An 18,384-nucleotide genomic window follows, 5' to 3' on the forward strand; every position below is an offset into this window, starting at 1 on the left:
TGTCAGCCGGGAATCAGACCGTCGTCGCTGAGCATGGCGCGCACCTCTTCGAGGGTTGCCTCGGGCGACGGCAGGATCAGCTCGGACGGCTCCAGGGAGTCGTCCGGCCACGGTGTACCGAGTTCGCGCACCCTGGCGAGGAGCGCGTGGAGAGTCGAGCGGAAGCCGGGGCCGTCGCCGCTCTCCATTTCGGCGAGCAGTTCGTTGTCGAGCTCGTCGAGCTCGGCGAGATGACTGTCGGCCAGGCGAACCTGGCCCTCCCCCATGATCCGTACGATCATGACGCTGCCTTAATTCTTGTCGAACTTGTGCGGGGACTGGGACTTCTGCTGCTCGGCGGCATCCTGCGGGCCGCCCTCGATGGCCTGCTGCGAGGAGGAGCCGCCGGCCAGTTCGGCCTTCATGCGCTGCAGCTCCAGCTCCACATCCGTACCACCGGAGATCCGGTCCAGCTCGGCGGTGAGGTCGTCCTTCGCCGTGCCGGTCGGGTCGTCCAGGGCGCCGGAGGCGAGCAGCTCGTCGATCGCGCCCGCGCGCGCCTGGAGCTGCTGGGTCTTGTCCTCGGCCCGCTGGATCGCCAGGCCGACATCGCCCATCTCCTCGGAGATGCCCGAGAAGGCCTCCCCGATCCGGGTCTGCGCCTGTGCCGCTGTGTAGGTGGCCTTGATCGTCTCCTTCTTGGTACGGAAGGCGTCGACCTTGGCCTGCAGCCGCTGCGCCGCCAGAGTGAGTTTCTCCTCCTCACCCTGCAGCGTGGTGTGCTGCGTCTCCAGGTCGGTGACCTGCTGCTGGAGGGCGGCTCGGCGCGACAGCGCCTCGCGGGCCAGGTCCTCGCGACCGAGCGCGAGTGCCTTGCGGCCCTGGTCCTCCAGCTTCGAGGTCTGGCCCTGCAGCTGGTTCAGCTGCAGCTCCAGACGCTTGCGCGACGTCGCCACATCGGCGACACCGCGGCGCACCTTCTGAAGCAGCTCCAGCTGCTTCTGGTACGAGTAATCGAGGGTCTCGCGCGGGTCCTCGGCCCTGTCAAGGGCCTTGTTTGCCTTCGCGCGGAAGATCATCCCCATACGCTTCATGACACCGCTCATGGGCTTCGCGCGCCCCCTTCTGACTTAACTGGGCTCCAGCACTCCAACAGAACCCACAGTACGGGCCCTGCCTCTATTACCGCACTGTTCGAGCAAGGATGTGGTCCTCCCCAAGGACGACTGACAGTGCTCGGTGCTCCGGCCCAGGGAGTAGGTGAGGGTGGGTGAGGGCCGGGGAAACCCGTTGACAACGCCCGTATCGCCCCGCTCGCACACTGCTGGGACGCAGGCCGTTGCCGGATCGTTCCCGGCCGGCCTGGGGTCGTCGCGATCGACCCCGTACCCTTGGGCCTTGTGTTCCGTAGCCGCTCCAAGGAAGAGAAGGCCCCCACCGGCAAGGTGACGGCGGACCTCTCCAAGACGCCCCGCGACCCGCAGGCCCCCAAAGGTCGCCCCACCCCCAAGCGCAGCGATGCCCAAACGCAGCGCCGTCGTGCCTCCAGTGGAGCGCCGACCGACCGCAAGGAGGCCATGAAGCGCCAGCGCGAGGCGCGCCGCGTGGACATGGCCAAGCAGCGCGAGGCGCTCGCCAGTGGTGACGAGCGCTATCTGCCGGCCCGTGACAAGGGTCCGGTGCGGCGCTTCGTCCGTGATTTCGTGGACTCGCGCTTCTGCATCGCGGAGTACTTCCTGCCGCTCGCCGTGATCATCCTGATCCTCAGCGTGATCCAGGTGCAGGGCATCCAGAACATCTCGCTGCTGCTCTGGCTCGGCGTCATCGTGCTGATCGTCGTCGACTCGATCGGGCTCACGTTCCGGCTGCGCAAGCAGCTGAACGAGCGGTTCCCCGACAAGCCCAAGCGCGGCGCGGTCGCCTACGGCCTGATGCGCACGCTTCAGATGCGACGGCTGCGGCTGCCCAAGCCGCAGGTCAAGCGCGGGGAGCGGCCCTGAGTACGGATCTCTTCGGCTCGGCCGGCGGTTCGTCCGCCGGTCAGCCGGGTGATGCCGGACCGGGATTCTCCGGAGCCTCCTCGGCGTGGCTGGACGGGCTCGGCGGACTGCGCAACACCGTCCGCCAGGAGCTGGTCGCCCGGCAGCTGGACGAGCAGATCGCGGCGCGCTTCCCGGTCGGGCAGCGGCTGCGGGTCCTGGACGTCGGCACGGGCCAGGGCACCCAGGCGCTGCGCCTCGCACGGGCCGGTCACACCGTGACCGGGCTGGAGGCCGACGCGGACATGCTGCGGGCCGCCCGTGAGGCACTCGCCGGCGAGCCCGCGGGAATCCGTGAGCGGGTCCGGCTCATCGAGGGCAACGGCCAGGACACCGGGGTGCACTTCCTGCCCGGCAGCTTCGACGTCGTGCTGTGCCACGGCGTGCTCATGTATGTCCAGGCGCCCGACGCCATGGTGGCCGGACTGGCCCGGATGCTCGCGCCGGGCGGCCTGCTGTCGCTCCTCGTACGGAACGCGGACGCCCTGGCGATGCGGGCCGGGACCGCCGGGGACTGGGACGCGGCGCTGGCCGCGTTCGACACGGACCGGTACACCAACCGGCTCGGGGTCTCCGTACGCGCGGACCGGCTCGACGCCCTCACCGCCACGCTCGCCGGGATCGCGGCGCCGCTGCACGCCTGGTACGGAGTACGGGTCTTCACGGACAACGTGGGCAACGACGTGGAGCTGCCCGCCGCGGCGGAGCTGGAACGGGTGCTGGCGGCGGAGGACCGGGCGGGCCGGACGGATCCGTATCGACGGGTGGCGGCGCTGCTGCACCTGTGCGGAGTGCGGGGCTAGGGCCTCTCGTTTGGATCATGCTGGATCAGGGGGCGGATTCGCCGGGGTCGTCCGGCGGCCACCCTGCCCTCAGGCGCCGGACCGGCTGAAAAGACTGCCCTCAATCGCCGGGCGGGCTTGGTGGTGACGGGTCGCGCTCGGGCGGGTGCGCTCAACAGGCCACCAAAGGGGTTAAAAGTAATAATCCGGACATGGATTCCTCTCACTCCCGCAGCCGTGTGCGCCGGCTGGTGCTGCCTCTGACCGCAGGTGTCTGTGCGATCGCGCTGGTCAGCGGTTGCTCCGGCTCGAACTCGAACTCCTCCGGGCCGGACGCGACGCAGTCCGGAGCGGTCCAGCAGGGCTCGGCCTCGAAGGCCACCGGCGATCTGCAGGCCGAATACCAGTCCGTCATCGAGAACGTGCTCCCGTCCGTGGTGCAGATCGACGCGTCGGACAGCCTGGGCTCCGGCATCGTCTACGACACCAAGGGCAATATCGTCACCAACGCCCACGTCGTCGGCAAGGAGAAGACCTTCAAGGTCAGCTCGGCCACCGGTGAGAAGGTGCTGAGCGCCTCGCTGGTCGCCTCCTATCCCGAGCAGGACCTGGCCGTCATCAAGCTCGACCACGTACCCAAAGGGCTGAAGGCACCGAAGTTCGGCGACTCGGAGAAGGTCGCGGTGGGGCAGATCGTGCTGGCGATGGGTTCGCCGCTCGGGCTGTCCAGCAGCGTCACCCAGGGCATCGTCTCGGCGCTCGGCCGGACCGTGAGCGAGAGCAGCGCGGGCGGCGGCACCGGGGCCACCATCCCGAACATGGTGCAGACCTCGGCGGCGATCAACCCGGGCAACAGCGGGGGCGCGCTGGTGAACCTGAACAGCGAGGTCATCGGCATCCCGACGCTGGCGGCGTCGGACCCGCAGATGGGCGGCAGCGCCGCGCCGGGGATCGGATTCGCGATCCCGGTCTCGATGGTGAAGACGGTCGCCGACCAGATCATCAAGAACGGCAAGGTCACCGACTCGGGCCGGGCGGGGCTGAACATCACCGGCCGCACGGTCGTCGACAACAGCTACAAACCGGCCGGGGTCGCCCTCGTCAGTGTGACGAAGGGCGGCGCGGCCCAGAAGGCCGGTCTGCGGGTCGGCGACATCATCACCAAGCTCGGGAGCACGCCGGTCACCACGATCACGTCCCTGTCGGAGGCGCTGGCCGCCGACAAGCCGGGCCAGAAGGTCACCGTGACGTATCTGCGCAACGAGGCCGAGAAGACCGCACAGGTCACGCTGGGCGAGATCTGAGAGCAGACGGCACGGGGGAACGGACCCGTGAACGCGCGAGCGCCGGGCGGGCCCCTTCGGGTCCGCCCGGCGCTCGTCCGGCTCGGCCGGGTCAGCTCTGCTCGGCCTGGAGGCTCATCGGGCCGTAGATCTTCGTCGCGTCGTCGAAGAGCGTCACCTGAGCCGCCCCGCCGTCGAGGAGTTCCTTCCAGTACTCACCGATCCAGGATTCCGCGTCGCCCTGCGTCGTGAATTCCTCCGGCTGAAGGGCCGGCTCCGTCTCCGTACCGTCGGACTTCTCGAACCGCCACGTCCACGCCATGTCCGCCTCCTGGGTCACTTTGTTCCGTCCCGCAGCCTAGTGCTTCGGACCAGCGCGGGAAGGGGCCCGCGCACGCCCCGTACCCCCCACGTCGCGCACCGGGTGCGGGTACGCGGGAGGATCGGATCGTGGAACTGACTCTGCTCGGCACCGGAGCCCCCGACGGGCTGCCGCGGCCCGAATGCCCCTGCGCCGCCTGCGCCCTCGCCCGCGGGGCGCGCAGCCGGGCCGCGACCGCCCTGCTGGTCGACGACGCGCTGCTGCTCGATCTCACCCCCGGGGCCGTGTTCGCCGCCGCCCGCGCGGGCCGTTCGCTCACCGGCGTGCGCCAGGTGCTGCTCACCCATCCGCACGACGGCCCCGCCGTCGAGCTGCCCGCCGGACTGCCGCAGGCGGGCCGGGTGCCGGACGGGCGGGTGCTGACGCTGATCAGCGGACACCGGGTGCGGGCCGTGCCGATGGACGCACCGGGGACCGGGTACGAGGTGACGGCGCCGGAGGGCGAGCGGCTGCTCTACCTGCCGCCGGGAGGCGCCCCGGCCGGTCTCGCCGACCGGATGGCGGAGCCGTACGACATGGTGGTCGGCGACGTCGTGGGACGGCCCGACGCGGTGGCCCGGCTGCGGGCCGTCGCCGCGATCGGGCCGGCCACCGAGGTGATCGCCGTCCATCTGGACCATGACGCACCCCCCGGCCCCGAGCTCGGACGCCGGCTCGCGGCGGCCGGGGCGCGGGCCGTGCCGGACGGGACGACGCTGACGGTCGGCGGGCACCACGCGCCACCTGACGTGCCCCGGCGCACGCTGATCACCGGTGGCGCGCGGTCCGGGAAGTCGGTCGAGGCCGAACGGCGGCTGGAGACGTATCCGGAGGTCGTGTACGTGGCGACCGGCGGCGTCCGCGACGGCGACGCGGAGTGGGCGGCCCGGATCGGGCTGCACCGGGAGCGCAGGCCGGCGGCCTGGCGCACCGAGGAGACCTGCGAGCTGGTGGAGCCGCTGGCCTCGGACGGGCCCCCGCTGCTGATCGACTGCCTGTCGCTCTGGCTGACGGACGCGATGGACCGGGTGGATGCCTGGGACGACGGCGCGTGGACGGGCGGCGGGCGGAGCGCGCTGCGCAAGCGGACGGCGGAACTCGTGGCCGCTGTCCGCGGGACGCGGCGGACCGTCGTCATGGTGACCAACGAGACCGGCTCCGGCGTGGTGCCCGCGACGGCGGCGGGGCGGCGGTTCAGGGACGAACTGGGCCGGCTGAACGCCTCGGTGGCCGCCGAGTGCGAGCAGGTGCTGCTGGTGGTGGCCGGGCAGTCGCTGCCGCTGCGGGGCTGAGCGGCGCACCGGCCGGGGCCGGAAATCGCGGCAGGTACTGTTCCGCAGTGGGAGGTTGCGAGGTCACCCGGCAACCTCTGAGCCCGCCGCCGGGCTCCCCGGCCCACACCACGTATCGACCCGCGAGGCAGACCCCCGTGAATCTGGACGACTTCTCCGACCTGATCGAACGCCCCGACGGGGGTGTGCGGCGAGATGCCGAGGAGCGCCGGGAGCGCTTCCTGGTGCCCCCGGGCGCCCTCGGCCGTCTCGACGAGCTGGGCGAGTGGCTCTCGGCCGCCCAGCAGGCCGTGCCGGTCAAGCCGATCGAGCAGCCGCGTGTGGTGCTGTTCGCCGGTGACCACGGGGTGGCCGCGCTCGATGTCTCGGGGCGTGCGGCCGGCGGCGCGCACGAGCTGGTGCGGGCCACACTGGAGGGTGCCACGCCGCTCGCGGTGCTGGCCCGCCGGTTCTCCGTACCGGTGCGGATCGTCGACGCCGGCCTGGACTGCGACCCGGAGCTGCTGCCGGAGCAGGTGGTACGGACCCGGGTGCGGCGCGGCAGCGGCCGGATCGACATCGAGGACGCGCTGACGGCCGAGGAGGCCGAGCGGGCGGTGCGCCTCGGCATGGCGATCGCGGACGAGGAGGCCGACTCGGGCACGGACCTGGTGGTCCTCGGTGATCTGAGCGTCGGCGGTACGACGGCGGCGGCGACCCTGATCGCGGCGCTGTGCGGCACCGACGCCTCCGTGGTCACCGGTCGCGGCGGCGCGGGCATCGACGACCTGGCCTGGATGCGCAAGTGCGCGGCGGTCCGGGACGCGCTGCGCCGGGCCCGGCCGGTCCTGGGTGACCAGCTGGAGCTGCTGGCCACGGTGGGCGGCGCCGATCTGGCGGCGATGACCGGCTTCCTGCTGCAGTCCGCGGTGCGGCGGCTCCCGGTGATTCTGGACGGTGTGGTCTCCGCGGCCTGTGCGCTGGTCGGCCAGCGGGCCGCGTTCCGGGCGCCGGACTGGTGGCTGGCGGGTCAGCTGAGCGGTGAACCGGCGCAGGCGAAGGCGCTGGACCGGATGGCACTCAACCCGTTGCTCGACCACGGCGTCATCGTCGGCGAAGGAAGCGGGGCATTGCTCGCACTTCCGTTCGTGCAGGCCGCGGCCGCACTGGCGGCGGAACTGCCCGAGCGCGCACCGGCCGCCGACGAGGACGACGAGAAGGAAGAGACGGAAGACGGGGACGCCGGCGAGGAGCCGGCCGGCGGCGAAGGGGCCAACGGAAGCGAACCGGCCGGGGACTGACGAGAAGCAGCTGGCCAATCGGGCTGCTGTCGCCGGACACCGACCGCGGAGTGGCCCTTTATGGAGTGCGATGCCCCATATGATCGCTTTTCATGGGAGAGGTCAGATTGGCCAGCGAGGAATCCGGGCGGGGCGCCGTCCAGCCACAGAGCACAGTCGGCTCACGACGCGGTGCGGCCTTCGCGATCTGGTACCTGCGCGTCGTGTCGTTCCTCAACTTCCTCAGCGCCGTCTGGTTCACCTTCGGCCAGGATCTGCGGCGCCACAACACCGAGAACTACTTCACGCCGTATCTGCTCACCGCGGGCTTCTCCTCCGGGGTGGTGGCGCTCTTCCTCGCGATCACCATGCGGCGGCGCAAACGGGCCGCGTGGATCGTCAACACAGTGCTGAGCGGGCTCACACTGATCCTCTTCGCCGCCGTGATCGGCTTCCCGGAGATCCGCCGGTACCCGCAGAACTGGATCTCGCTGGTACTGACCGCCTCCTTCGTCCTCGCCCTCGGCCTCGGACGGCGCGAGTTCTACGCGAAGGGCGACCGGTCCAACCCGAAGCTGGCCGCGCTGGTGGCGGTCATCGGACTACTGGTCACCTCACTGATCGCCGCGGCTCTGGTCACGGCCACCAACACCGCCCACGACGAGGCCCGTTCGACGTTCCTGAACCGCTGGCGCTACGGCGCGCTGCGGCTGGTGTCCGTCACCGACAACGACGCCCGGTTCCCGGGCATCACCACGCCCGGCTGGGCCAACGTCGTGATCAACATCATGTCCACGCTGCTGCTGATCGCCGTCGTGTACGCGGCCTTCCGCTCCCGCCGGGCGGTCGACCCGATCAGCCCGCAGGACGAGGAAGCGCTGCGCGTCCTGCTCGACAAGCACGGCGAGCGTGACTCCCTCGGGTACTTCGCGCTGCGCCGCGAGAAGAGCGTCATCTGGTCACCGACCGGGAAGGCGGCCGTCACCTACCGGGTGGTCGGCGGGGTCTCCCTGGCCTCGGGTGATCCGATCGGCGACCCGGAGGCCTGGCCCGGGGCGATCGGCCCCTGGCTGACCGAGGCACGCGAGCACGGCTGGACCCCGGCGGCGATGGGGGTGAGCGAGGAGGGCGGCACCGTCTACGCCCGGCACGGACTCGACGCCCTGGAGCTCGGGGACGAAGCGATCGTGGAGACCGCCGAGTTCACCCTGGAGGGACGGGCGATGCGCACGGTCCGCCAGGCGTACAACCGGGTGGGACGGGCCGGGTACGACGTGACGGTACGCCGCCACGCGGAGATCCCCGAGGCCGAGATGGCCGAACTGGTGCGCAGGGCCGACGACTGGCGCGACGGGGCGACCGAGCGCGGCTTCTCGATGGCGCTGGGGCGGCTCGGAGACCCGGCCGACGGCCAGTGCGTGATGCTCGAATGCCGTGACGCGCCCCCCGCCGACGGCAGCGGTCCCGGCGAACTGCGTGCCGTGCTGAGCTTCGTCCCCTGGGGCCCGAACGGCCTCTCGCTCGACCTGATGCGCCGTGACCGGGACGCCGAGAACGGCCTGATGGAGTTCATGGTCATCGAACTCCTGCAACGGGCCGAGAAGATCGGCATCACCCAGGTATCGCTGAACTTCGCGATGTTCCGCTCGGTCTTCGAACGGGGATCGCGGCTCGGCGCCGGACCGGTGCTCAGGCTGTGGCGGTCGCTGCTCAGCTTCTTCTCGCGCTGGTGGCAGATCGAATCGCTCTACCGCGCCAACGCCAAGTACCGGCCGATCTGGGAACCGCGCTTCCTGCTCTTCGAGAAGAGCTCCGACCTGCTGCGCATCGGCATCGCGGCGGGACGCGCCGAAGGGTTCCTGGAGGCGCCCGGTCTGCCCAAGTGGCTGCACCGCTCGCACCTCGGACCGCGTGGATGAGACCGATGCGCGCGCTCGGCCGTGCGGCCCGCCGGGAGTGGGGTCCGCTGTGGGCGACCGTACGGACGGCGCTCGTCGCACAACGGCTGCGGGCCGTCCCGATGACGCTGGCCGCGGTCTGCCTGACCGCGCTGCTCCAGGTGGTGCAGAACCGGCCCTGGGGCTTCGGCCCGGTACAGACGCTCGGCGCGGTGCGGGCCGAGGATCCGCTGTGGGTGGCCCTGCTGCGTACCCCGCTGTCGCTGTTCGTCCCCGCGCTGGACCTGCCGGTGTGGGGTGCGCTGGCGCAGTTGCTGCTGGTGTTCGGGATCGCCGAGATCTGCCTGGGCCGGTGGCGGACACTGCTGATCGCGTACGTCGCGACCCTGGCCGGGACGCTGTACGCGCGGATCGGCGTCGCGGTCGGCCCCGACGGGTTCCTCGGGCTGCCCGCGTCCGACTCCCTGGTCGTCGACACCGGCCCCTCGGCCGCCGTGGTCGCCCTGGCGGTCTACCTCTGCCACGCCTACCGGGCCTGGTTCACCGGGGCGGTGGTGATCGCGACGATGGTGGGCGAGGTGGCGGTCAAGGACAACCTGGCGGGCAAGGAGCACCTGGCGGCCATCGCCGCGGCCCTCCTGCTGTGCGCGGTCTCGGCCCGCCACGACCGGCGCAGGCTGCGCCGCCGCCGTCAGGGTTTGGGCGTGGGGTCCGGGACCCGGTCCGGTGCGCCTCCGATCAAGTCCTGAAACCTGCGGCGCGGCCCGGCCCAGCGGACGTCGTGGTGGTAGGCGCGCAGCACCGCCCTGGAGCGGGCCCGGTGCCGGTTCCGGTAGAACCGCTTCGCCCACACCGAGGTCGGCCGGGCCAGCCGGACCGCCCCGAACAGGGCGACGAACGGGACCAGGGTGCCGACCACCGCCATCCGCGTCTTGCCCTTGAACAGGGAGATCAGCACGAAACAGAAGTTGACGACGAGCGTGAGGACGACACCGAGCCGGCCCTGCTGCTCGCTGTCGCTCAGCTCGTTCACGCCGAGCGGGGAGAACCCGCCGAGCACGAGCAGCACCAGGGCCGCGGTGAGGACCACGACCTCCACGCTCTGGCGGCCCTGCTCGGTCCAGTACACGTCGTCCAGATGCAGGATCAGCGCGAACTCGTCCAGCACCAGCCCCGCGCCCAGGCCGAAGACCACCGCGCAGACCGCGGCCGTGACACCGTGCTGCCCGCTGGCGACCGCGCCGAAGCCGCCGACGACACTCAGCACCACCCCGGGCACCACGTGGTGGACATGGACCCCGCCGGGGGTGAAGTTGCGGAACGGACCCTTCCCGGCCCGGATCATCCGGGTGATGACCCGGGTGATCGCGAAGGTCAGCACGAAGGACGCCAGCGCCAGGAGCAGGGGCAGCTTCCCCGGCTCGACGATGTTCTGATCGAACCAGTGACCCATGCCACCCACCCCCAATAGACCGCTTTCACACCGCTTCATGGCGTTCTGGGCAATCTATCGGCCGCGCCCACCGATTAGCCTGCGCGCCGTGACCTCCCTGAACAGCCACGGCATACGTTTCGCCTTCGGCACCCTCACCGTGATCCCCGTCCGCATCACCCGCTGGGACCGCGAGGCGGCGCGGGCCGGAATGCTGTGCGCCCCGCTGGCCGGCCTGGTCGTGGGGGTGCTCGCGGCGGTGCCGGGCAGCCTGTTGCTGCTGTTCGGCTCGGGGCCGCTGCTCGCCGCGGTCGCCTCCGCCGCGGTGCCGGCGGCCCTCACCAGGGGGCTGCATCTCGACGGTCTCGCGGACACCGCCGACGGCCTCGGCAGCGGGAAGCCGGCCGAGGACGCGCTGCGGATCATGAAGCAGTCGGACATTGGGCCATTCGGTGTGATCACCTTGCTGTTCGTGCTGCTGGCGCAGGTGGCGGTCCTTCAGCAGCTGTACGCGCAGGGCTGGGTGCGGGGTGCGGTGGCGGCCGTCGCGGCCGGGGCCGTCGCCCGGCTCGCCCTCACCCTGGCCTCCCGCGCCGGGGTCCCGGCGGCCCGTCCGGAGGGGCTGGGCGCCGCGGTGGCCGGAACCGTCCCGGTCCGCGGCGCGGTGGCCGTCGCGGTCGCGGCGGTGGCGGCCTGCGCGGGTGCCGGGGCGCTGTTCGGCGGGTACGGGGCGCTGCGGTACGGCCTCGCCGCCCTGGCCGCCCTCGCGGTGGCCCAGCTGCTCCTGCGGCACTGCGTGCGGCGCTTCGGCGGGGTGACCGGCGATGTGTTCGGGGCGCTGGCGGAGACGGCGGCGACCGTGACGCTGGTGGGGCTGGCGCTCGGCTGAGCGGCGGCCGGGGAGTCGGTCAGGCTGCCGCCGGGCACTTCTCGCGCCAGACGCCGAGCTCGTACTTCTTGAGCAGCGAGCTCAGCCCCAGCCGCCGGGACTCCCCGCAGAACCGCGCCACGGGCAGCTCGTACTCCACGTGGAAGACCGCCTTGCCCGCCTTCACGAACGGGGCGAGCTCCTCGCACTCCTCGTACTGGGCGCACTGTTCGTTCACCGCGAAGTCGAAGTCCCCCACCAGCTGCGGGATCTGCGGGAGGTCGTTCTTCAGGCCGACCGCGAGGCCGTGGCGGTGGGCGACGCGGGCGATGAGCCGGTTGTAGCGCAGCTGGTCGGCGGCGGTCAGCGGGAAGCCGGTCCGGTTGCGGTAGCCGTCCATGTTGTCGGGCTCCACCGCGTCGAAGCCCTTCTTCGCGCACATCGCGATCCGGGTCTCCATCAGCGGCTCCAGGACCTCGGTGCGGCGGATGTCGAGCCAGCGCTCCCCCGCCCAGCCGTTGCTCCTGCCGAGGACCGCGGCGGGGAAGTCGTCCGCGTCCGGGCGGAACTCCTCCCAGGCGCCGGTGGAGAGGTAGCAGATGACCTTGCGCCCCTTGCGGTGCAGCCCGGCCACCTGGTCCGCGTCGCGGTCGAAGCCGTCGATGTCGTACACCGGGGCGTCCACGGCCGTGTCCAGCCGGCCGGAGAGCTGCCACTGCCAGTCGGTGCCCGGTGCGGGCTGCCAGCGCCCCCGGGCGGGCCGGGCGGCCCCGTCGGATTCCGGCGCCGAGGTGCAGCCCGCCAGCACGGCCAGCAGAATCAGTACGGTGACGGGCAGCACAGCCGGCCCCCGGGTCACACGTGTGGCCACCCGCTCGCGCATCGTTCTCCCTGTCCACCGGCGTACCGCCAACGTCGTTGCGGTCGCGGCCCGTTCCCCCGGGAAGATCATCCCGGTACGACAACCGTACGACTGCCGGAGCGCACAGACGGCCCGCCGCCGTGATCCGGCAGCAAGGGCGCGCGTAGGCTCATTCCCGGCACATTGCGGCGGCGTCTACGATGCGCCGGGCACGGTCGGCCCACCCCTCGACCGGAAAAGAACTCTACGGAAGCGAGATTTCACCACCGTGACTGCTCTCACTCTCAGCACCTCCGGTGCGGCGACACTGCGCGCCGACGCACTTGTCGTAGGCGTCGCCAAGGGCACTGGATCCAAGTCCGGGAACCTGGTCCTCGCACCGGGCGCCGAGGCCGTGGACAAGGCGTTCGGCGGAAAGCTCGCCGGCATCCTGGAGACCCTGGGCGCCTCCGGTGCCGAGGGCGAACTGACCAAGCTCCCCGCGCCCGACGGCCTGAAGGCCCCGGTCGTCATCGCGGCCGGACTCGGCCCGGTCCCGGAGAAGAACGGCGCGTACGACGCCGAGGCGCTGCGCCGGGCCGCGGGCTCCGCGGCCCGTTCGCTCACCGGCTCGAAGAAGGCCGGCTTCGCGCTGCCCGTCGGCTCCGTCGAGGACGCCGAGGCCATCGCCGAGGGCGCGCTGCTGGGCGCGTACGCCTTCACCGCCTACCAGCGCGGCGAGAACAAGCTCGCCCCCAAGGCCGCCGTCGGCGCCAAGCTGCCGCTCGCCGAGGTGGCGCTGCTCGGCACCAAGCCCCGCGACAAGGCGTTCAAGGCCGCAGCGGAGCGCGCCGTCGCGCTGGTCGAGGAGATCAACCGCGCCCGCGACCTGATCAACACCCCGCCGAACGACCTGTACCCCGAGTCCTTCGCCGCCGTGGCCAGCGCCGCCGGCAAGGAGCACGGCATCAAGGTGCAGGTGCTCGACGAGAAGGCGCTCGTCAAGGGCGGCTACGGCGGCCTGCTCGGCGTCGGCCAGGGCTCGGCCCACGGCCCGCGCCTGGTGAAGCTCGCCTACACGCACCCGAAGGCGGAGAAGACCCTGGCCCTTGTGGGCAAGGGCATCACCTACGACTCGGGCGGCATCTCGCTGAAGCCGGCCGGCCACAACGAGACGATGAAGTGCGACATGAGCGGCGCCGCCGCCGTGTTCGCGACCGTCGTCACGGCCGCCCGTCTGGGCCTGCGCGTCAACGTCACCGGCTGGCTGGCGCTGGCCGAGAACATGCCGTCTGGCAACGCCACCCGCCCCGGTGACGTGCTGAACATGTACAGCGGCAAGACCGTCGAGGTCCTCAACACGGACGCCGAGGGCCGTCTCGTCCTCGCCGACGCGCTGACCCGCGCCTCCGAGGAGAAGCCGGACGCGATCGTCGACGTGGCGACCCTGACCGGCGCGATGGTGCTGGCCCTGGGCAACCGCACCTTCGGCATCATGGCGAACGACGACGCCTTCCGCACCTCGATCCACGAGATCGCCGACGAGGTCGGTGAGGCCTCCTGGCCGATGCCGCTCCCGGCCGACCTGCGCAAGGGCATGGACTCCCCGACCGCCGACATCGCCAACATGGGCGAGCGGATGGGCGGCGGCCTGGTGGCCGGTCTGTTCCTGAAGGAGTTCGTGGGCGAGGGCATCGCCTGGGCGCACCTGGACATCGCGGGCCCGGCCTTCCACGAGGGCGCCCCGTACGGCTACACGCCGAAGGGCGGCACCGGATCCGCGGTCCGCACCCTGGTGAAGCTGGCGGAGCGCACCGCGGCCGGAGACCTCGGCTGAGCTCGCAGCTGACGGACGGCCCCGGGCATACGTCCGGGGCCGTCCGTGTTGCACCCACGGCACCGCCGCCGGGTCCGGGCGGGTTTCGCTCTCGACGAAATCAGCCCGTTCCTACGCGGCGGTAACCCACTGGGACGGACGACCATCCGTCTCAGACCCGGGCCCCGCGTCCCGCCCACCGTCAACAAGTGCGAAGATGGGTTCTCGGCAGGACAGGGCCCCCACCACAGGGCCGAATGACAAAAGCGGCCGCACACCAGCCGACCGGCCGGTCACACCCCGATGACGGGGCCCGGCGTACGGCGCACATGCATGGAGGACGTGACGTGGCGAACGACGCCAGCACCGTTTTCGACCTAGTGATCCTCGGCGGTGGCAGCGGCGGTTATGCCGCGGCCCTGCGCGGAGCGCAGCTGGGCCTGGACGTCGCTCTGATCGAGAAGGGCAAGGTCGGCGGCACCTGCCTGCACAACGGCTGCATCCCCACGAAGGCCCTGCTGCACGCCGGTGAGATCGCGGACCAGGCGCGCGAGGCCGACCAGTTCGGTGTCAAGGCCACCTTCGAGGGCATCGACATGGAGGCCGTCCACAAGTACAAGGACGACGTGATCTCGGGCCTGTACAAGGGTCTGCAGGGTCTCATCGCCTCCCGCAAGGTGCACTACATCGAGGGTGAGGGACGGCTCTCCTCCCCCACCTCGGTGGATGTGAACGGCCAGCGCGTCCAGGGCCGCCACGTGCTCCTGGCGACCGGCTCCGTGCCGAAGTCGCTGCCGGGCCTGGAGATCGACGGCAACCGCGTCATCTCCTCGGACCACGCGCTGAAGCTGGACCGGGTCCCGAAGTCCGCGATCGTGCTGGGCGGCGGCGTCATCGGCGTCGAGTTCGCCTCGGCGTGGAAGTCCTTCGGCACCGACGTCACCGTCGTCGAGGGCCTGAAGCACCTGGTCCCGGTCGAGGACGAGAACAGCTCGAAGCTTCTTGAGCGCGCGTTCCGCAAGCGCGGCATCAAGTTCAACCTCGGTACGTTCTTCCAGGGTGTCGAGTACACCCAGGACGGCGTCCGGGTGACCCTCGCCGACGGCAAGACCTTCGAGGCCGAGCTGCTGCTCGTCGCCATCGGCCGCGGCCCCGTCTCGCAGGGCCTCGGTTACGAGGAGGCCGGTGTCGCGATGGACCGCGGCTACGTCCTCGTCGACGAGTACATGCGGACGAACGTGGAGACTATCTCGGCCGTGGGCGACCTGGCCCCGACGCTCCAGCTCGCGCACGTCGGCTTCGCCGAGGGCATCCTCGTGGCGGAGCGGCTGGCCGGTCTGAAGACCGTTCCGATCGACTACGACGGTGTCCCGAAGGTGACGTACTGCCACCCCGAGGTCGCCTCCGTGGGCATCACCGAGGCCAAGGCCAAGGAGCTCTACGGCGCGGACAAGGTCGTCGCCCTCAAGTACAACCTCGCGGGCAACGGCAAGAGCAAGATCCTCAAGACCGCGGGCGAGATCAAGCTCGTCCAGGTCAAGGACGGTGCCGTGGTCGGCGTCCACATGGTCGGTGACCGTATGGGCGAGCAGGTCGGCGAAGCCCAGCTGATCTACAACTGGGAGGCGCTGCCGGCCGAGGTCGCGCAGCTCATCCACGCCCACCCCACGCAGAACGAGGCGATGGGCGAAGCCCACCTGGCCCTGGCCGGCAAGCCTCTGCACTCCCACGACTGATCAGTCGACCGGGCGCGACGACCGACCTACTTCCGCACATTCGTAAGGAGCAACTGAAACCATGTCGGTTTCCGTAACCCTTCCGGCGCTCGGCGAGAGCGTCACCGAGGGCACTGTCACCCGTTGGCTGAAGGCCGAGGGCGAGCGCGTCGAGGCCGACGAGCCGCTGCTCGAGGTATCGACCGACAAGGTCGACACCGAGATCCCGGCCCCCGCCTCCGGCATCCTGGCCTCCATCAAGGTCGCCGAGGACGAGACCGTCGAGGTCGGCGCCGAGCTGGCCGTCATCGACGACGGCACCGGCGCGCCGGCTGCCGCAGCGGCTCCGGCCGCCGAGCCCGAGGCCGCCCCGGCCCCGGCGCCGGCCGCCGAGGCCCCCGCCGCCGCCCCGGCCCCCGCGGCCGAGGCTCCGGCCGCCGCCCCGGCCGGTGGCGCAGCCGGGACCGACGTCACCCTTCCGGCGCTCGGCGAGAGCGTCACCGAGGGCACCGTCACCCGCTGGCTGAAGGAGGTCGGCGAGGAGGTCACGGAGGACGAGCCCCTCCTTGAGGTCTCCACGGACAAGGTCGACACCGAGATCCCGGCCCCGGTTTCCGGTGTGCTGCTGGAGATCGTCGTCGCCGAGGACGAGACCGCCGAGGTCGGCGCCAAGCTCGCCGTCATCGGTGCCCCCGGTGCCGCTCCGGCCGCCGCTCCGGCTCCGGCCGCTCCGGCGCCCGCCGCCGCTGCCCCGGCGCCCGCCGCCCCGGCTGCTCCGGCCGCTCCCGCACCGGCTGCCCCGGCTCCGGCCGCACCCGCCCCGGCTCCGGCTGCTCCCGCCGCACCGGTCGCCGCTCCGGCGCCCGCGGCTGCTGCTCCGGCTCCGGCTCCGGTCACCCCGGTGGCCCCGGCCGCTCCGGCCGCGACCTCCGGTGACGACGGCGCGTACGTCACGCCGCTGGTCCGCAAGCTCGCCGCCGAGAACGGCGTCGACCTGGGCGCGCTCAAGGGCACCGGCGTCGGTGGCCGTATCCGCAAGCAGGACGTCGTCGCCGCCGCGGAGGCCGCCAAGGCCGCCGCTGCCGCTCCGGCACCCGCCGCAGCAGCTGTGACTGCCGGAGGCCATGCCGCCTCCAAGGCGCCGAAGCTGGAGGTGTCCCCGCTGCGCGGTCAGACGGTCAAGATGACCCGCATGCGCAAGGTCATCGGCGAGAACATGATGAAGGCGCTGCACTCGCAGGCTCAGCTGACCACGGTCGTCGAGGTCGACGTCACCAAGCTGATGAAGCTGCGCAACAAGGCGAAGGACGCCTTCGTGGCCCGTGAGGGCGTCAAGCTCTCCCCGATGCCGTTCTACGTCAAGGCCGCCGCCCAGGCGCTGAAGGCCCACCCGGTCGTCAACGCCCGGATCAACGAGGGCGAAGGCACGATCACGTACTTCGACTCGGAGAACATCGGCATCGCCGTGGACGCCGAGAAGGGCCTGATGACCCCGGTCATCAAGGGCGCGGGCGACCTCAACATCGCCGGTATCTCGAAGAAGACCGCCGAGCTGGCCGGCAAGGCGCGCGGTGGCGGCCTGACGCCGGACGACATGTCCGGTGCCACCTTCACCATCAGCAACACCGGCTCGCGCGGTGCGCTGTTCGACACCGTCATCGTGCCGCCGAACCAGGCAGCCATCCTGGGCATCGGCGCCACCGTCAAGCGTCCGGCCGTCATCGAGACCGCCGAGGGCACCGTCATCGGCGTCCGCGACATGACGTTCCTCTCGCTCTCCTACGACCACCGTCTGGTGGACGGCGCCGACGCCGCCCGCTACCTGACCACGGTCAAGGCGATCCTGGAGGCCGGTGAGTTCGAGGTCGAGCTCGGCCTCTGAGCACCGCGGTTGTAACAAGCCTCACCAGCGGCGCCCCCGTCCGGAACACTCCCGGGCGGGGGCGCCGCCGTATTGTCTAGACACCACCGGTCGCCCCCGGCAACGGGGGTGGGTGCAGGCAGCACCGGTTTGCCCCGAAGGAGCCCCACATGACCCCGCCCGTCGTCCACTCGCTGCGCGAACAGATCCGCGAGCACATCGTGGACGGGATCGTCAGCGGGCGCTGGAAGCCGGGCGAGCGGATCGTGGAGCGGCGCATCGCCACCGAGCTGGAGGTCAGCCAGACGCCCGTGCGCGAGGCGCTGCGGGAGCTGGAGACGCTCCGGCTGATCGAGTCGGCCCCCAACAAGGGCGTCCGGGTCCGCAATCTCACCGCGGCCGATCTGGAGGAGAGCTATCCGGTGCGGGCCGGTCTGGAGCAGATCGCCGCGGAGCTGGCGGCCCCCGGACTCGGCGAGGACTGCTCGCTGCTCGCGCCGCACGTGACCGCGCTGTACGAGGCGGACCGGCGGGCCGACGGCGAGGCCCAGGTGCGCCACACGGTCGGTTTCCACCGCGAGCTGGTCCGGGCGGCGGGGAACGCCGTACTGCTGCACACCTGGGAGGGGCTGGGCATCGAGGTGTTCACGGCGCTCTCGATCCGCTGGCTCGGCACGGTGCAGAAGTCGTACGCCGAGGAGCACGAGGCGCTCATCGAGGCGTTCCTGCGCCGGGACCCGGACATCGGTGTGCTGGTCAAGGCGCATGTGCTCGGCTGCGCACCGCGTGCCTGAGGCCGTACCGGCCGGCGTGCACGCTTGTCACCTCCGGCGCTCGACCGTGCAGCCGAGCGCACCTTTTATCTGATTTATCCCGTCACTCCGTGCCCCATTCTGCGGCACCCCATGCCACTTTCTTCATATCGAGAAGTTTTGCCTTTCATCCTTTGATCGATCAT

Annotated in this window: 17 protein-coding genes; 12 read left to right on the forward strand and 5 right to left on the reverse strand. The window is 71.4% G+C overall.

The window, feature by feature from the left end; translation table 11 throughout:
* Positions 1–2: 2 nt before the first annotated feature.
* Both AB0I52_RS29345 and AB0I52_RS29350 read right to left on the reverse strand, forming a co-directional pair.
* Positions 3–281 (reverse strand): hypothetical protein, encoded by a 279-nt coding sequence (locus AB0I52_RS29345; protein ID WP_362953457.1) that lies wholly within the window; start codon positions 279–281, stop codon positions 3–5.
* Between the two features lie 9 nt (positions 282–290).
* Entirely contained in the window at positions 291–1,073 is a 783-nt protein-coding gene (locus AB0I52_RS29350) for a PspA/IM30 family protein (protein WP_363077680.1), read from the reverse strand.
* Between the two features lie 306 nt (positions 1,074–1,379).
* Here AB0I52_RS29350 and AB0I52_RS29355 point away from each other — a divergent pair, with 306 nt between their 5' ends.
* The 3 genes from AB0I52_RS29355 (at position 1,380) to AB0I52_RS29365 (ending at position 4,104) form a co-directional block, all read left to right on the forward strand.
* Entirely contained in the window at positions 1,380–1,979 is a 600-nt protein-coding gene (locus tag AB0I52_RS29355) for a DUF3043 domain-containing protein (RefSeq protein WP_363077682.1), read from the forward strand.
* An 89-nt stretch (positions 1,980–2,068) separates the two neighbouring features.
* Positions 2,069–2,821, forward strand: coding sequence for a methyltransferase domain-containing protein (locus AB0I52_RS29360; RefSeq protein WP_363077726.1), 753 nt, complete (start codon positions 2,069–2,071; stop codon positions 2,819–2,821).
* A gap of 191 nt (positions 2,822–3,012) precedes the next feature.
* Positions 3,013–4,104, forward strand: coding sequence for a trypsin-like peptidase domain-containing protein (locus AB0I52_RS29365; RefSeq protein ID WP_363077684.1), 1,092 nt, complete (start codon positions 3,013–3,015; stop codon positions 4,102–4,104).
* Between the two features lie 91 nt (positions 4,105–4,195).
* On the opposite strand, the gene AB0I52_RS29370 is transcribed toward AB0I52_RS29365, so the two are convergent.
* Positions 4,196–4,405: a hypothetical protein gene (locus AB0I52_RS29370; RefSeq protein ID WP_123471458.1), complete on the reverse strand. Its 210-nt coding sequence runs from the start codon at positions 4,403–4,405 to the stop codon at positions 4,196–4,198.
* A gap of 128 nt (positions 4,406–4,533) precedes the next feature.
* On the opposite strand from AB0I52_RS29370, the gene AB0I52_RS29375 reads away from it, so the two are divergent.
* From AB0I52_RS29375 to AB0I52_RS29390, 4 genes are all read left to right on the forward strand, one after another.
* Positions 4,534–5,736, forward strand: a complete 1,203-nt coding sequence (locus tag AB0I52_RS29375) for a bifunctional adenosylcobinamide kinase/adenosylcobinamide-phosphate guanylyltransferase (protein ID WP_363077686.1) — start codon at positions 4,534–4,536, stop codon at positions 5,734–5,736.
* A 137-nt stretch (positions 5,737–5,873) separates the two neighbouring features.
* Positions 5,874–7,016, forward strand: coding sequence for a nicotinate-nucleotide--dimethylbenzimidazole phosphoribosyltransferase (gene cobT / locus AB0I52_RS29380; protein WP_363077688.1), 1,143 nt, complete (start codon positions 5,874–5,876; stop codon positions 7,014–7,016).
* Between the two features lie 92 nt (positions 7,017–7,108).
* A complete protein-coding gene (locus AB0I52_RS29385; RefSeq protein ID WP_363077690.1) occupies positions 7,109–8,914 on the forward strand; it encodes a phosphatidylglycerol lysyltransferase domain-containing protein in 1,806 nt (601 codons plus the stop codon).
* Positions 8,911–9,642, forward strand: coding sequence for a hypothetical protein (locus AB0I52_RS29390; protein WP_363077692.1), 732 nt, complete (start codon positions 8,911–8,913; stop codon positions 9,640–9,642). The genes AB0I52_RS29385 and AB0I52_RS29390 overlap by 4 nt, the downstream gene beginning before the upstream one ends.
* Here AB0I52_RS29390 and AB0I52_RS29395 read toward each other — a convergent pair.
* Positions 9,585–10,346: a hypothetical protein gene (locus AB0I52_RS29395; protein ID WP_363077694.1), complete on the reverse strand. Its 762-nt coding sequence runs from the start codon at positions 10,344–10,346 to the stop codon at positions 9,585–9,587. The genes AB0I52_RS29390 and AB0I52_RS29395 overlap by 58 nt on opposite strands.
* Before the next feature lie 88 nt (positions 10,347–10,434).
* On the opposite strand from AB0I52_RS29395, the gene AB0I52_RS29400 reads away from it, so the two are divergent.
* Entirely contained in the window at positions 10,435–11,214 is a 780-nt protein-coding gene (locus AB0I52_RS29400; RefSeq protein WP_363077696.1) for an adenosylcobinamide-GDP ribazoletransferase, read from the forward strand.
* Between the two features lie 19 nt (positions 11,215–11,233).
* On the opposite strand, the gene AB0I52_RS29405 is transcribed toward AB0I52_RS29400, so the two are convergent.
* Complete coding sequence (locus AB0I52_RS29405; RefSeq protein WP_363077698.1) at positions 11,234–12,076, reverse strand: endo alpha-1,4 polygalactosaminidase; 843 nt, start codon at positions 12,074–12,076, stop codon at positions 11,234–11,236.
* Positions 12,077–12,323: 247 nt separating this feature from the next.
* Between AB0I52_RS29405 and AB0I52_RS29410 the strand changes: the two genes are divergently transcribed.
* The 4 genes from AB0I52_RS29410 (at position 12,324) to AB0I52_RS29425 (ending at position 18,220) form a co-directional block, all read left to right on the forward strand.
* The gene (locus AB0I52_RS29410) at positions 12,324–13,871 is read left to right on the forward strand and encodes a leucyl aminopeptidase (RefSeq protein WP_363077700.1); all 1,548 of its coding nucleotides are present in this window, start codon (positions 12,324–12,326) and stop codon (positions 13,869–13,871) included.
* A 326-nt stretch (positions 13,872–14,197) separates the two neighbouring features.
* On the forward strand, positions 14,198–15,586 hold the full coding sequence (gene lpdA, locus AB0I52_RS29415; protein WP_363077702.1) for a dihydrolipoyl dehydrogenase: 1,389 nt from the start codon (positions 14,198–14,200) through the stop codon (positions 15,584–15,586).
* Positions 15,587–15,647: 61 nt separating this feature from the next.
* On the forward strand, positions 15,648–17,447 hold the full coding sequence (gene sucB / locus AB0I52_RS29420; RefSeq protein WP_363077704.1) for a 2-oxoglutarate dehydrogenase, E2 component, dihydrolipoamide succinyltransferase: 1,800 nt from the start codon (positions 15,648–15,650) through the stop codon (positions 17,445–17,447).
* Positions 17,448–17,596: 149 nt separating this feature from the next.
* Positions 17,597–18,220, forward strand: a complete 624-nt coding sequence (locus AB0I52_RS29425) for a GntR family transcriptional regulator (RefSeq protein WP_363077706.1) — start codon at positions 17,597–17,599, stop codon at positions 18,218–18,220.
* Positions 18,221–18,384: the final 164 nt, after the last annotated feature.

Source organism: Streptomyces sp. NPDC050423 (assembly GCF_040655445.1).
Lineage (GTDB): Bacteria > Actinomycetota > Actinomycetes > Streptomycetales > Streptomycetaceae > Streptomyces.